The sequence below is a fragment of the Streptomyces sp. NPDC087440 genome (genome assembly GCF_044744005.1).
GTDB lineage: Bacteria > Actinomycetota > Actinomycetes > Streptomycetales > Streptomycetaceae > Streptomyces.
This window is the reverse complement of sequence record NZ_JBIUXN010000013.1, coordinates 72954-87138: the sequence shown is the minus strand read 5'-3', so window position 1 is coordinate 87138 and position 14185 is coordinate 72954. Positions and strand designations below refer to the sequence as shown.

At 72.8% G+C, this 14185-nt stretch carries 13 protein-coding genes; 8 read left to right on the top strand and 5 right to left on the bottom strand.

The genetic code is table 11. From position 1 onward, the window contains the following. Positions 1-154: 154 nt before the first annotated feature. The gene (locus ACIO3O_RS24595; protein ID WP_401749260.1) at positions 155-1606 is read right to left on the bottom strand and encodes a dihydrolipoyl dehydrogenase family protein; all 1452 of its coding nucleotides are present in this window, start codon (positions 1604-1606) and stop codon (positions 155-157) included. 125 nt (positions 1607-1731) lie between these two features. On the opposite strand from ACIO3O_RS24595, the gene trxA reads away from it, so the two are divergent. Beyond that, entirely contained in the window at positions 1732-2127 is a 396-nt protein-coding gene (gene trxA / locus ACIO3O_RS24590) for a thioredoxin (RefSeq protein ID WP_401749258.1), read from the top strand. An 80-nt stretch (positions 2128-2207) separates the two neighbouring features. On the opposite strand, the gene ACIO3O_RS24585 is transcribed toward trxA, so the two are convergent. Both ACIO3O_RS24585 and ACIO3O_RS24580 read right to left on the bottom strand, forming a co-directional pair. Further along, positions 2208-3398 (bottom strand): thiolase family protein, encoded by a 1191-nt coding sequence (locus ACIO3O_RS24585; protein WP_401749256.1) that lies wholly within the window; start codon positions 3396-3398, stop codon positions 2208-2210. 140 nt (positions 3399-3538) lie between these two features. After that, the gene (locus ACIO3O_RS24580) at positions 3539-4561 is read right to left on the bottom strand and encodes a LacI family DNA-binding transcriptional regulator (protein ID WP_401749255.1); all 1023 of its coding nucleotides are present in this window, start codon (positions 4559-4561) and stop codon (positions 3539-3541) included. A gap of 222 nt (positions 4562-4783) precedes the next feature. Between ACIO3O_RS24580 and ACIO3O_RS24575 the strand changes: the two genes are divergently transcribed. Both ACIO3O_RS24575 and ACIO3O_RS24570 read left to right on the top strand, forming a co-directional pair. Further along, a complete protein-coding gene (locus tag ACIO3O_RS24575) occupies positions 4784-6034 on the top strand; it encodes an MFS transporter (protein WP_401749253.1) in 1251 nt (416 codons plus the stop codon). 88 nt (positions 6035-6122) lie between these two features. Further along, on the top strand, positions 6123-6818 hold the full coding sequence (locus ACIO3O_RS24570) for an alpha/beta fold hydrolase (protein WP_401749251.1): 696 nt from the start codon (positions 6123-6125) through the stop codon (positions 6816-6818). A 127-nt stretch (positions 6819-6945) separates the two neighbouring features. Here the strand turns inward: ACIO3O_RS24570 and ACIO3O_RS24565 are convergent, their stop codons facing one another. Next, the gene (locus ACIO3O_RS24565) at positions 6946-8001 is read right to left on the bottom strand and encodes a glycosyl hydrolase family 18 protein (RefSeq protein ID WP_401749249.1); all 1056 of its coding nucleotides are present in this window, start codon (positions 7999-8001) and stop codon (positions 6946-6948) included. Positions 8002-8098: 97 nt separating this feature from the next. On the opposite strand from ACIO3O_RS24565, the gene ACIO3O_RS24560 reads away from it, so the two are divergent. Continuing rightward, positions 8099-8581, top strand: a complete 483-nt coding sequence (locus ACIO3O_RS24560; RefSeq protein WP_401749247.1) for a type II toxin-antitoxin system PemK/MazF family toxin — start codon at positions 8099-8101, stop codon at positions 8579-8581. 32 nt (positions 8582-8613) lie between these two features. Here ACIO3O_RS24560 and ACIO3O_RS24555 read toward each other — a convergent pair whose 3' ends face one another. Further along, the gene (locus ACIO3O_RS24555) at positions 8614-9447 is read right to left on the bottom strand and encodes a TIGR02452 family protein (protein ID WP_401749246.1); all 834 of its coding nucleotides are present in this window, start codon (positions 9445-9447) and stop codon (positions 8614-8616) included. 286 nt (positions 9448-9733) lie between these two features. On the opposite strand from ACIO3O_RS24555, the gene egtA reads away from it, so the two are divergent. The 4 genes from egtA to egtD are packed head-to-tail and all read left to right on the top strand — an operon-like array spanning position 9734 to position 14104. Then, positions 9734-11053 (top strand): ergothioneine biosynthesis glutamate--cysteine ligase EgtA, encoded by a 1320-nt coding sequence (egtA, locus tag ACIO3O_RS24550; RefSeq protein WP_401749244.1) that lies wholly within the window; start codon positions 9734-9736, stop codon positions 11051-11053. Further along, on the top strand, positions 11050-12390 hold the full coding sequence (gene egtB / locus ACIO3O_RS24545; RefSeq protein WP_401749242.1) for an ergothioneine biosynthesis protein EgtB: 1341 nt from the start codon (positions 11050-11052) through the stop codon (positions 12388-12390). The genes egtA and egtB overlap by 4 nt, the downstream gene beginning before the upstream one ends. Continuing rightward, positions 12390-13145 carry an ergothioneine biosynthesis protein EgtC gene (gene egtC / locus ACIO3O_RS24540; protein ID WP_401749240.1) on the top strand — a complete coding sequence of 252 codons (756 nt, stop codon included), beginning with the start codon at positions 12390-12392 and terminating at the stop codon, positions 13143-13145. Before egtB ends, egtC begins: the two co-directional genes overlap by 1 nt. Then, positions 13142-14104, top strand: coding sequence for an L-histidine N(alpha)-methyltransferase (gene egtD / locus ACIO3O_RS24535; protein ID WP_401749239.1), 963 nt, complete (start codon positions 13142-13144; stop codon positions 14102-14104). The genes egtC and egtD overlap by 4 nt, the downstream gene beginning before the upstream one ends. The last annotated feature ends 81 nt before the right edge of the window (positions 14105-14185 follow it).

Below are 14185 nucleotides of genomic sequence, written 5' to 3'. Positions count from 1 at the left end.
TGGTGATCGTCTGTGGGCTCCAATCTGCCGATCTGCGGCCGCCGCGTCCATCGAGGTTTTCTTAAGTGGCCCCCAAGAGGAGCTTCATTCGCACATCCGCCCGCCGGTCGCTCCTCGGCCCCGCTGCGTCACGGACAGCCTCGCTGCGTCTCGCTCAGCCCCGGTACGTCTCCAGGAGCCGCAGCCACACCTCGCTGATCGTCGGGTAGGAGGGAACCGCGTGCCACAGCCGCGCGATCGGCACCTCGCCCACCACGGCCACCGTCGCCGAGTGCACCAGCTCGCTGATCGCGGGGCCGACGAAGGTGACGCCGACGAGGGTCTCGGTGTCGAGGTCGACGACCATGCGGGCGCGGCCCGTGTAGCCGTCGGCGTACAGGCCGGCTCCCGCGACCGAGCCCATGTCGTAGTCGACGGCGCGCACCCGCCGTCCGGCCCGCTCGGCCTCCGCGAGGGTCAGGCCCACCGATCCGGCCTCGGGGTCGGTGAAGACCACCTGGGGCACGGCGTCGTGGTCGGCGGTCGCGGAGTGCGCGCCCCACGCGGCGGTGTCCACGGTGTGCCCCTGCGCCCGGGCGGCGATGACGTCACCGGCGATCCGGGCCTGGTACTTGCCCTGGTGGGTGAGGAGCGCCCGGTGGTTGGCGTCGCCGACCGCGTACAGCCAGTCCGAGCCGGTGACCCGGCAGCTGTCGTCCACGTCGAGCCAGGAACCGGGCTTCAGGCCGACGGAGTCCAGGCCGATGTCGTCGGTGCGCGGAGCGCGGCCCACGGCGAAGAGGATCTCGTCGGCCTCGATCGTGTCGCCGCCGTCGAGGGTGACGGTGACCGTCGCCCCGTCGCGGTGCACGGCGGACACCGACGCTCCGGTACGGACCGTGGCCCCGGCCTCTTCGAGCGCCGCCCGGACCAGCTCGCCCGCGAAGGGCTCCATCCTCGGCAGCAGCCCCTCCTCGCCCCGCACCAGCACGGTGACCTGCGAGCCGAGGGCCTGCCAGGCGGTGGCCATCTCGACGCCGACCACTCCCCCGCCGACGACCACCAGTCGCCCGGGAACCGCCTGCGCGCTGGTCGCCTCGCGGCTGGTCCACGGCTTGGCGTCGGCGATGCCGGGCAGGTCGGGGACGACGGCCCGGGTGCCGGTGCACACGGCGACGGCGTGTCGGGCGGTGAGCGTGGTCAGGGTGCCGTCCGGGCCCTCGACCACGACCTTCTTCTCGCCCGCGAGGCGGCCGTGGCCCCGGTGGATGTCCGCGCCGATCGACTCCAGCCAGCCGACCTGGCCGTCGTCCTTCCAGTGCGAGGTGTAGTCGTCGCGGTGCGCGAGCACGGCGGAGGTGTCCAGGGGGCCCTGCACGGCCTGCTGCAGTCCGGGTACGCGGCGGGCGTCGGCCCGGGCGGCGACCGGGCGCAGCAGCGCCTTGCTGGGCATGCACGCCCAGTACGAGCACTCGCCGCCGATCAGCTCGGACTCGACGACGGCCACGCTCAGCCCGCCCGCGCGGGCCCGGTCGGCGACGTTCTCGCCCACCGGCCCGGCGCCCAGCACCACCACGTCGTACGCGCGCGTCGTCCGGTCTTCTTCGGTTCCTGTGACAGGTGTCATGAAGCTCAGTCTGATGGGTGGTGTGGGCCGCGACCACAGGGGAAGGCGGACCTGCGGAATAGGGCGTCGCCGTGCACCGTTGAGCGGGGACGGCGAAGCCCTGAATGACGGAAGAGGAGCACAACATGGCCACTGTCGAACTCACGAAGGAAAATTTCGACTCGGTCGTCACCGACAACGACTTCGTTCTGATCGACTTCTGGGCCTCGTGGTGCGGCCCGTGCCGTCAGTTCGCCCCGGTGTACGAGAGCGCTTCGGACCGTCACGAGGACCTCGTCTTCGCCAAGGTCGACACCGAGGCGCAGCAGGAGCTGGCGGCGGCCTTCGAGATCCAGTCGATCCCGACCCTGATGATCGTCCGGGACAACGTCGCGGTGTTCGCCCAGCCGGGCGCGCTCCCCGAGGCGGCTCTGGAGGACGTCATCGGCCAGGCCCGCAACCTGGACATGGACGAGGTCCGCAAGTCGATCGAGCAGGCGCAGGCCCAGGCGGCCTCCGGCGAGACCAAGGAAGCGGGCTGACGCGTCCGTCTCCGCGCGGTACGACCCGTGGGCGCCACCTCTGTGCGAGGTGGCGCCCACGGTCGTATACGGACGAACGCTCAGCGCTCCAGCACCAGCGCCAGCCCCTGCCCGACCCCGATGCACAGCGCGGCCAGGCCCGTGCCCGATCCGGCCGCCGCGAGCTGGTGGGCCACCGCGCCCGCGAGCCGCGCCCCTGAGGCGCCCAGCGGGTGGCCGATGGCGAGCGCGCCGCCGCGCGGGTTGACGACGGCGGGGTCCAGGCCAGGCCACTCGGCGAGGCAGCCCAGCGACTGGGCGGCGAAGGCCTCGTTCAGCTCGAAGACGGTGAGGTCGTCGAGGGTACGGTCCGCCTTGGCCAGCGCCCGGCCCACCGCCTCGACGGGGCCGAGCCCGAAGAGGTGCGGCTCGATGCCGGTGACGGCGGAGGCCCGGATGCGGGCCAGGGGTTCGCGGCCGGTGGCCCGCAGGCCCTCCTCGTCGACCAGGAGCAGGGCGGCCGCGCCGTCGTTGAGGGGCGAGGAGTTCCCGGCGGTGACGGTGCCGTCGGGGCGGAAGACGGGCTTCAGCTTCGCCAGGGCCTCGGGGGTGGAGGACTCCCGGATGCACTCGTCGCGGACCAGGTCCACGCCGGCGTACGGGACGACCTCGCCGTCGTAGAGCCCCTCGGCCCAGGCGGCCGCCGCCTTCTGGTGGCTGGCCAGCGCGAAGGCGTCCTGCTCCGCGCGGCCGATTTTGTGCTTGTCAGCGACGAGCTCGGCGCCCTCGCCCAGCGAGACGGTCCACTCGGCGGGCATCGCGGGATTGGTCATCCGCCAGCCCAGCGTCGTGGAGTGCAGCTGCTGGTGGCCGGCGGGGAAGGCCCGTTCGGGCTTCTGGAGGACCCAGGGGGCGCGGGACATCGACTCGACGCCGCCCGCGATCGCCACCGAGGCGTCGCCGAGCGCGATGGCGCGGGCCGCCTGGATGACGGCCTCCAGGCCGGAGCCGCAGAGCCGGTTGACGGTGACGCCGGGGACGGTGACGGGCAGTCCGGCGAGCAGCACGGCCATGCGGGCCACGTCGCGGTTGTCCTCGCCCGCGCCGTTGGCGTCGCCGAAGTAGACGTCGTCGATGCGCGCCGGGTCGAGGTCCGGGGTGCGGGCGACCAGGGACCGTACGACATGGGCGGCGAGGTCGTCGGGGCGGACGCCCGCGAGCGCGCCCCCGAACTTGCCGATCGGTGTGCGGACGGCGTCGACGACGTACACGTCACGGATGCTCGTGGGCATCGGAACTCTCCTCCGGGTCAAGGGCGTTCGGACCGGAGCGGGACACCGGTGCGCGACCGCCTGTGATCGTCCTTGATCACCGGTGCCCGAGTCTGTGGCGCGTCCCGTCGGCTGTCAACGACGGGACGCGCCACCCGGGGTCAGCTGGATTCCCGGGGCACCGCGTGCGCCCCCATCAGGTCGTGGTTCTCGACCTGGTCCGTGGGGTGGGCCACCAGCCGGTCGACCAGGTCGGCGAGGAACTGGCCGGGCGGCAGTTCCATGTGCACGGTGCTGAGGCTGGGCCGCAGCAGCTTGCCCATCAGCAGGTCGTCGGCGCCCATCACGGCGGTCTCGCCGGGCACGTCGACACCCGCGTCCTGGAGGGCGCGCATGAGGAGCTGGGCGTACTCGTCGTTGTACGCGAAGACCGCGTCCAGGTCGAGGTCGCGCCAGCGGGCCGCGAGCGCCGCCGCGGACTCCTCGTCGTAGCGCATGCCGAGCGGTTCGACGCGAGCACCGGTGCCGGTGACGGCTTTGCGCAGTCCCGCGAGGCGGGGCTTGGAGAAGAGCTCCAGGCCCGGCTCCTCCGGGAGGATCGCCCCGATCCGGCGGTGACCGCGTTCCAGCAGGTGCCGGGCGGCGGCGATGCCGACCTCGCGCTGGTCCATCACCAGGGAGTGCGCGCCCTCGACGCGCTGCGGGCCCATGGTGATGACGGCCTTGGCGCCCGACCTCTTGAGGAGGGAGACACCGCGGGCGGTCAGGGTGATCTCCCCGAGCGAGACCACCGCGACCGGACGCAGTTCGGCCCAGGCGCGGGCGGCCTCGTCGCCGCTGAGGCCGAGGCTGCCGTACTGCACCACCGTGTAGTCGAGGTTGCGCAGCGCCCAGTGCAACTCGTTGAAGAACTGTCCGTACAGCGGACCGACGGGGATGTGTGCGGTCGGCAGCAGGACCATGCGGGTGTGGCCCGCGCGCAGGCTGCGGGCGGCAGCATGCGGGACGTAGCCGAGTTCCTCGGCGGCTTCGCGGACCCGGCGGCGGGTCGGTTCGCTGATCCGCACGGCCGAGGTGTTGTTCAGCACGTAGGACACGGTGGCGCGCGAAACGCCCGCCAGGCGTGCGACATCGGTGCTGGTGGGGACGGGTAGTTCGGCTGACTTCTTCGGTGTCTGGCTCATCGCGTTCGGCATCTTTCCAGACTGGTGCGTCACAAGGTCTAGCGGTTGGCCGGATTTCGGTGCTACAAAGCGTTTACACGGGTCACTGACACGTGTCACCTTAGCTTTCGGAGCTCCCGGCGCGACACCCCACACGCACTCCCCCTTCGCGGAAGGCGTGTCCGTCGTTTCCGGAGCCCACCCCTCATCCCATTCACCGTTCTCTTGACACTGGAGGGCAGCGTGGCCCTTTCCTCCCCCGGCACCGGCGTTGCAGCCGCTACCGACTCCGCTCAGGCGCCCCGCCCCACTCGTGGGCTGCTGCCGCTGCTGCTTCTCGGCAACACGGCCATGTACGCCCTCTACATCGGCGTTCCCGGCTTCCTGCTGACGCTCCAGGTCGCAGACATCGACCCGGCGAACAAGGTCAGCAACTTCTCCCTCATCATGGGTGTCTCCGCGATCTTCGCGACCGTCTTCAACCCGATCGCGGGTGCGCTGTCCGACCGCTCCGGACGCCGCAACCCGTGGATTCTGGGCGGCGGCATCGGCGCCCTCGTGGTGATGGGGCTGCTCGGCGGTGTGAACACCGTCCTGCTGGTCACGATCTTCTGGTGCCTGGGCCAGGCGGCGATGAACTTCTACCAGGCGGCGCTCACTTCGGTGGTCCCCGACCGCATCCCGGTGGCCTCGCGGGGCAAGGCGTCGGCGGCCGTCGGCCTCGGCATGCCGATCGGCTCGACGATCGGCGCGCTGATCGGTGCTGCCGTCTCCGACAGCTACCGCACCGGCTACCTGATCTTCGGTGTGATCGTCGCCGTCGCTGCCGTGATCTTCACGACCTGCGCCAAGGAGGAGCGCCGTCCGGGCAAGCCCCCGGTGCCGTTCAAGGAGCAGGTCAAGACCTTCGCCAGCGCGCTCGCCAACCACGACTTCCGCTGGGCCTTCATCGGACGAGCACTGCTCATCCTCGGCTACTTCGCCGTCCTCGGCCTCCAGATGTACATCCTCACGGACCACACAAAGCTGCCCTCGGGCATGGAGGCCCCCACCGCGGCGTTCATCCTCACGACGGTCAACTCGGCCGCCTCCGTGGTGTCCACCGTCCTCGGCGGCTGGCTGTCCGACAAGTACAACCGCCGCAAGCTGTTCGTCGCCATCTCCGCCCTGCTCGCCGCCCTCGCCATGGTCTTCCCGGCGCTCTCCAGCAGCTGGACCGCGATGCTGCTCTTCGGCGTGGTCAACGGCCTGGGCTTCGGCTGCTACATGGCCGTGGACACCGCTCTGGTGACGATGGTGCTGCCGAAGTCCGAGGACGCCGCCCGTGACATGGGCATCCTCAACGTCGCCAACGCCGGTCCGCAGATCGCCGCCCCGTTCGTCGCCGGAATGGTGGTGGAGCTCTCGGGTGGATACACGGCGCTCTTCGTGGTCGCCGCCGTCCTCTCCCTGCTCGGCGCCCTCGCGGTCTACCCGATCCGCAGCGTCCGCTGAATCCTCTCCGGGGCGGGCCGGTGCACACCGGCCCGCCCCGGAGGCGTACAACGGCCCACAAGGCCCCCCACCCTGGAAAGGCACGCACGTGCAGCTGAACACCCACACCTGGGGCGAGGGCGACCGCGTCGCTCTCCTGATCCACGGCATCATGGCCGACCACCGCGCCTGGCGCACCGTGGGCCCGGCGCTCGCCGACAAGGGCTACCGCGTCGTCGCGGTGGACCTGCGCGGCCACGGCCTGAGCGACCGCGCCGACTCCTACACCCCCGAGGACTTCGCCGACGACCTCGTCGAGACGCTTCCCGAGGGCGCGGAGCTGGCCATCGGCCACTCGCTGGGCGGTCTCACGCTCTCCCTCGCCGTGGACCGGCTGCGCCCGCGGCGCGCCGTGTACTCCGACCCGGCGTGGCACATGGAGCTTCCCGAGGGCTTCGGCCCGGAGGTCTTCGTCCAGTTCAAGTCCGCCCCCCGGGAGGTCATCGCGGGGATGAACCCGCGCTGGGCCGACGAGGACGTGGACGTGGAGCTGGCGACGCTGGCGCTCTGGGACGAGAGGACCGCGCTCGGCCTGGCCGACCTCGCGGGCCGCGACCTGCTGCCCGCGAAGCCGGTCGTGCCGTCGCTGGTGCAGCTCGCCGACCCGAGCTTGATCATCAACGAGGAGCGGGCCGCGCTGCTGCGCGAGCGCGGCTTCGAGGTGCGCACCGTGACGGGTGCGGGTCACACGATTCAGCGTGACGACTTCGACGGCTTCATGGCCTCGCTGGATGGCTGGATCTAGTCCATGGTCCGCGCCGGAGCACGGGTCGTGGTCTAGTCCACGGTCCGGCTCATGGTCGAGACGGCCGAGCGGCCGGTCCCCTGCGGAGGGGGCCGGCCGCTTCCGTGTGGGCTCCGTCCCCCGCGTGTCACCCCGCCGCAAGCACCTTCCACACCGCCGGGTCCTCGAACCCCAGCGCCCACAGCCCCGTCTGCGTGACGCCGTGCTTGCGCAGCACCGGCAGGTGGGCGGCGACTCCGCGCGCGTCCTGGTACCAGACGGTGCGCTCGCGCCCGTTCTCCTCGTACGTGAAGTGGGGCGACCCGGCGGCCGCGTCGAGGCGGTAGGGCGCGCCGGTCCGCTTGCGCAGCGCCTCGGCCTCCTTCCAGGTCACGTGCCGGGTCGGGCCGCCGGGCGTCCAGTCCCAGCCGTACGCGGGCAGCGCCATCTCGATCTTGGCGCGGGGGATGACGGCGGTGGCGTGCGCGAGGGTGCGGTCGTACCACTGCGGGGTGGCCAGCGGGCCGGGTTCCCCGCCCTCCCAGTGGAGGTTGTACGCCATGATGCGGACCCGGTCGGCGGCCCGGCCCAGTGCCGGGTAGTCCCAGATGCGGCCGCTGCCGTCGGTCTGCGGGGTGACCGCGACGGCGCACGTCTTCCCCTTCGTGTGCAGGGCGGCGCAGAGGTCGGTGACGAGGGCCGCGTATCCGGCGCGGACCTTCCGGTAGGCGGGTTCGGGGGTCGGCGCGATGGTCTCGTAGTCGAGTTCGAGCCCGTCGTAGTCGCCGCGTTCGGCGACTACAAGGAGGGTGCGCAGGTGGTTGGCGCGGCGTTTCGGGTCGGTGAGGATCGCGGCGAGGGCTCCGGCGGGGAGGGTCTCCATGACGGTCGGCACGACCTTGATCCCGGCCTTGTGCAGTCCGTCGACGATGCGGGTGTCCTCGGCGTTGTCGTGCGCCTCGACGCGGTCGGCCGCCTTGGCCTGGTACCAGAAGGGGCTGACGGTGTGCAGCTGTTCGGCATGCGCGAGGGCGTCGCGGTAGCCCGTCTCCTGGTCCCAGTACGGCAGCCACGCGGAGACGGTGCGGGGCGGGGCGGCCTCGGTTGCCGCTTCGGAGGCTCTTTCGAGGGCGCTCTCGGGGGCGGGCGGCACGGCGACCAGGAGTCCGAGGGCGGCGAACAGGGCGGGCAGCGTCGGGTTCATGGCCCGAGCCTGTGGCCGCCGCGCCCGGCACGCGCCGTGCGCTGGGCCGGTCGGCCGCATCCGGCGTCCCGCGCCCGTGACCCCCTACGCTGCTCGCGTGACGACTTCACTGGACGACCAGAGCACACAGAGCGACCCGGAGCGGCGCACCGACCTTCCCGGCAGTTGCGGACCGACCGCGACGGTGGAGGTGGAGCCGTACGACATCGGGCCGGTGCGCATGGAGTACGCGCCCGAGCACGACGGCGACCCCGATCCGGGCGAGATCGTCTGGACGTTCGTGCCGTACGAGGAGAACGACGGGCGGGGCAAGGACCGTCCGGTGCTGGTGGTGGCCCGCGAGGAGGCGGGCACGCTGCTCGCGGTGCGGCTCTCCAGCAAGCGGCACGACCACGACCGGGAGTGGCTGCCGATCGGTTCGGGCCCGTGGGACGGTGCGGGGCGCGAGTCCTGGGTGGACCTGGACCGGGTGCTGCGGGTGCACGAGCAGGGCATGCGGCGCGAGGCGTGCGCCCTGGACCGCGGCACGTTCGACCGCGTGGCGGGGCGGCTGGGCGAGCGGTACGGCTGGCGCGGCTGAGCCGGGGCTCTACAGAGCGGTGTGACGGAGCCTCAGGCCGCCAGGGCGCCGGAGAAGGCGGCCCGGAAGGCCGTGAGCGTGGGGCCCTTGCCCGTGCGGTCGAGCACGGCGAGGGTCACCCGCTCGAAGTGGGCGGCGAACCGGCCGTCCCCCGTGAGGAGTTCGCGGAAGATGCCCGCGACGGTGGCGGGGTCGTTCTGGAAGACGCCGCAGCCCCACGCCCCGAGCACGATCCGCCGGTATCTCTGGGCGACCGCGACTTCCAGCACCCTTTCCGCCCGCCGGGCGAGCACCTGCGGGACGCGGTGCACCTGTACGGGGTCGTTGCGGCGGATCACCCCGGTATTGGGGGCGGGCGAGGTCAGGAAGCCGATGCGGTACGGGTCGGACAGCAGCGCGCCGCGATCGTCGCGGAAGACGGGGACGCCCGGGGCGTGGATAACGCGGTCGGTGTAGAACACGTCGCGTTCCGCGCGGTGGTGGGCGTAGAACTCCGGGGCGCGCAGCAGGCAGGTGTAGAGGGCGGAGGCCCGGCAGAGCGCCTCCTCCTGGGCCTGCGCCCCGTTGAGGTAGCCGCCGCCGGGGTTGCGGGCGGAGGCGAAGCAGAGCACGGCGACCGGGTCGGCGGCCTCGCCGGTGAGGCGGCGGGCGGCCTCGGTGCTGCTCTCCGCGGTCACCTCGAAGGCGGTGGCGCGGTCGGTGCCGGGGCGGGCGGGCACGGGTTCGGGTCCGTACATGCGGGTGGTGGCGACGGCCTCGGCCAGTTCGGCGGCGATGGATACGTTCCGCCCTCGGGGGCAGATGTACTGCCCGGCGGCACAGATGCTCTCGGTTTCTCGCGCCACTTGGCGCATGCGTGCACTCACCGGGTGATCGTGCGGGCCGGACGAGCGGCACCGCAACGGGATTTACCGGCAGGAGGGGAGGCGGAGGTGGGGAGGCACCGCGGCGTGCACGGCCAGGAGCACGGCCCGGGGCACGGCCCGGAGCACGGCTTGGAACGTGGCCCGCAACGGCCAAAAGGTGCCTCTTGTGCGGGGCCCGGTCAGTGGGTTGGGTGGTCTGCTGTGTCCCGGCCCTGGGGGCCGTGCCGGGCGGAGGCCGTCGAGTGAACCGGAGGGGACGTCACGTGGTACGGAGGAGGAACTGTCCATGCCCACAGCTCAGTTGACCGGCGAGGGGCCACCCATCACCGAGACGGAGGCGGCGGACCTGCTGCGCTGCATCTGTTTCAAGACGGGCCCGCCCCGCATGCTCGGTGTGGAACTCGAATGGCTCGTCCACGACGCCGGCGCACCGCAGTTGCCCGTCGCCCGGGACCGTCTCGCCGCCGCCCACGAGGCCGCCCGGAAGCTGCCGTTGCGGTCGGGGCTCACCGTCGAACCCGGTGGCCAGTTGGAGCTCAGCTCACTGCCCGCCGCTTCCCTCACCCAGCTCCTGGACTCGGTGTCCGCCGATCTGGCCGCCGTGCGCGGCGCGTTGGGGGACCTCGGTCTGGCGCTCGCCGGATTCGGCCAGGACCCGTGGCAGCCGCCGCGCCGCTTCCTGCGGGAGCCCCGGTACGACGCCATGGAGACCGCCCTCGACCGGGCGGGTCCGGCGGGCCGCACCATGATGTGCTCCTCGGCGTCGATCCAGGTGTGTGTGGACGCCGGGCACGAGGGCCCGGGGCCGCAGGGCCTGGCCAGGCGGTGGACGCTGGCCCATCTGCTGGGCGCGGTCCTCGCCGCCTCCTTCGCCAACTCGCCCTACGCGCAGGGGAGTCGTACGGGGTGGCGGTCGCACCGGCAGGCGCTGTGGGGCGACATCGAGGCGGGCCGCACCCTCGCCCCGCCGGCCGGTGCCGAACCGCGCACGGCCTGGGCGGAGCGCGCGCTGGACGCGCCGGTGTTGTGCGTACGGGCCGAGGAGGGCAAGCCCTGGGAGGTCCCCGAGGGGCTGACCTTCCGGGAGTGGACCCGCAGCCGGGCCCCGCGCGCCCCCGACCGCGCCGACCTGGAGTACCACCTGACGACCCTGTTCCCGCCGGTGCGCCCGCAGGGGCATCTGGAGCTGCGGATGATCGACGCGCAGCCCGGCGCGGACGGCTGGGCGGTCCCGCTCGCCGTGACAGCCGCCCTCTTCGACGACCCACAGGCCACGGAGACGGCCTGGCACGCCGTCAGTTCCCTCGCTCACAGGGCCGGTTCGGGCCCGGCACCGCGCAATCCGCTCTGGGAGAGTGCCGCCCGCGACGGGCTCGCGGACCCCGAGCTGCACGCCGCCGCCGTCACCTGCTTCGCCGCCGCACAGGACGCCCTGCCCCGGCTCGGCGCGCCGCAGGCGGTGCGGGACGCGGTGGACACGTACGTCCGGCGCTATGTGGAGCGGGGCCGCTGCCCCGCGGACGACCTGCTGGACGCCGGGCTCGACCCGACCGGCGGACCGGTGCTCCCCTCCTTCCCCGACTCCGGTGAGGACCCTCTTCGATGACCGAGACCGCTCAGCCCCTGGACGTGGACTCCGAGGGGCTCCGCAGCCGCGCCCTTGCGGCGCTGGCCGGTGCGCGCCACCGCACCGAACTGCTCACGTCCTGTGTCGACGACGGCGAACTGACCGCCCAGCACTCGCCGTTGATGTCACCGCTGGTGTGGGACCTGGCGCACATCGGCAACCAGGAGGAACAGTGGCTGCTGCGCACCGTCGGCGGGCGCGAGGCGCTGCGTCCGGAGATCGACTCGGTGTACGACGCCTTCGAGCACCCGCGCGCCGCCCGGCCGACGCTGCCGCTGCTCGCCCCGGCCGAGGCCCGCGCGTACGCGGCCGAGGTGCGCGGACGCGCCCTGGACGTACTGGAGCGCAGCCCGCTGCGGGGGGCTCCGCTGGTGGACGCGGGTTTTGCGTTCGGGATGGTCGCCCAGCACGAGCAGCAGCACGACGAGACGATGCTGATCACCCATCAGTTGCGGCGTGGTCCCGCCGCCCTGACCGCTCCCCCGCCGCCCGCGCCCGAGCGCGCGGCCGCGCTGCCGGATGACGTCCTGGTTCCCGGCGGCCCGTTCACGATGGGGACCTCCGTGGAGCCGTGGGCGCTGGACAACGAGCGGCCCGCGCACGCCACCTTCGTGCCGTCGTTCTTCCTGGACTCGACACCGGTGACCTGCGGGGCCTACCAGGATTTCATGGCGGACGGCGGGTACGCCGACGCCCGCTGGTGGGCTCCCGACGGCTGGGCCCTGGTGCGCGAACACGGGCTGGAGGCACCGCTGTTCTGGCACCGGGAGGGCGGGCAGTGGCTGCGGCGGCACTTCGGGGTGGTGGAGCCCGTCCCCCGGGAGGAACCGGTCCTGCATGTGAGCTGGTACGAGGCAGACGCGTACGCGCGCTGGGCGGGTCGGCGGCTGCCGACGGAGGCCGAGTGGGAGAAGGCCGCCCGGCACGACCCGGCGTCGGGGCGGTCGCTGCGCTACCCGTGGGGTGACGCGGACCCGACTCCGGAGCGCGCCAACCTGGGTCAGCGGCATCTGCGCCCGGCTCCGGCGGGGGCGTATCCGGGCGGTGCATCCCCGCTCGGGATACGGCAGTTGATCGGTGACGTGTGGGAGTGGACGTCGAGCGACTTCCTGCCCTATCCGGGGTTCGCCGCGTTCCCGTACCGGGAGTACTCGGAAGTCTTCTTCGGGCCCGGCCACAAGGTGCTGCGCGGGGGTTCCTTCGCGGTGGACGAGGTGGCGTGCCGGGGGACGTTCCGCAACTGGGACCTGCCGGTGCGACGGCAGATCTTCGCCGGGTTCCGCACCGCGCGGGACGCCGGAGAGGGTGAGCTCTGATGTGCCGTCACCTTGCCTACCTGGGGGGCGACGTGCCGCTGGACGCGCTGATCGTGACCCCGAAGCTGGGGCTGTACCGGCAGGCGTGGGCTCCGCTCCACCAGAAGCACGGCACGGTCAACGCCGACGGCTTCGGCGTCGGCTGGTACGCCGAGGGCGACCCGGTGCCCGCCCGCTACCGGCGCACGGGCCCGATGTGGGCCGACGCCAACTTCCCCGATCTGGCCCGGGTCGTACGGTCCGGGGCGGTGCTCGCCGCCGTGCGGGACGCCACCGAGCCGGGGGCCGACGGGGAGGCCGCCGCCGCGCCGTTCGCGGCCGGGCGATGGCTGTTCAGCCACAACGGGGCGGTGCGCGGCTGGCCCGCCTCGCTCGGCGGCCCCGCCGCCGGGCTGCCCGCCGAGGCGCTGCTCACCCTGGAGGCCCGCAGCGACTCGGCCCTGGTGTGGGCACTCGTCCTGCACCGGCTGCGCTCGGGCACCGAGCCGGGGCAGGCGCTCGCCGACACGGTCCTTCAGGTGGCCGCCGCCGCGCCCGGGTCCCGGCTGAACCTCCTGCTCACCGACGGCACCACCGTCACCGCGACCACCTGGGGCGACACCCTCTGGTACCTGGCCGAGCCCGGCCGGTCCACCGTCGTCGCCTCCGAGCCGTACGACGACGACCCGCACTGGGTCGAGGTCCCCGACCGCACGCTGCTCGCCGCCACCCGCACGGACGTCCTGCTGACCCCGCTCAAGGAGCCCACCGCGTGAGCCCGTACTCCGTCACCCGCACCCTGCCCGTGCACGCCACCGCCGCCGACCTGCGCACCGACGTCCTCCAGGGCCTCGGGCGCGCCCCGAAGTCGCTGCCGCCCAAATGGTTCTACGACGCGCGCGGCAGCGAACTCTTCGAGCAGATCACCGTCCTGCCCGAGTACTACCCCACCCGCGCCGAACGGGAGATCCTGCGCGAACGCGCCCGCGAGATCGCGCAGGTCACCGGGGCCCGTACCCTCGTCGAACTGGGTTCGGGCTCCTCGGAGAAGACCCGCATCCTCCTGGACGCCCTGCCCGGCCTGCACACCTATCTGCCGGTCGACGTCAGCGAGAGCGCGCTCACCTCGGCCGCCGACGCGCTGCTCGCCGAGCGCCCGGAACTCTCCGTACACGCGCTGATAGCCGACTTCACGCGCGGGCTGACGCTGCCGGGGACGCCCGGGCCCCGGTTGCTGGCGTTTCTCGGCGGCACCCTCGGCAATCTGCTCCCGGACGAGCGGGCCGTGTTCCTGAAGTCGCTGCGGGCGTTGATGCGGCCGGGGGACGCGCTGCTGCTGGGCACGGACCTGGTGAAGGACGAGTCCACCCTGGTGTCCGCGTACGACGACGCGGCGGGGGTGACCGCCGCGTTCAACAAGAACGTCCTGTCCGTCCTCAACCGGGAGCTGGACGCCGACTTCGACCCGGACGACTTCGCGCACGTGGCGCGCTGGGACGCCGAGCACGAATGGGTCGAGATGCGGCTGCGGGCCCGGTCCGCGCTCACGGTGAAGATCCGGGAGCTGGGTCTCGCGGTCGCCTTCGAGGAGGGCGAGGAACTGCGGACGGAGGTGTCCGCGAAGTTCCGCAGGGACGGCGTACGGGAGGAACTCGCCTCGGCGGGAGTGGAGTTGCGGCACTGGTGGACGGACCGCGGGGGCCGCTTCGCGCTGTCGTTGTCCGTCCCCGACTAGTCCGTGTCCGACGCGTCCGCACTCCACCAGGAGGTCCGGCAGGGGCACGGGCACTCCACCAGGAGGTCCGGCGGGGGCACG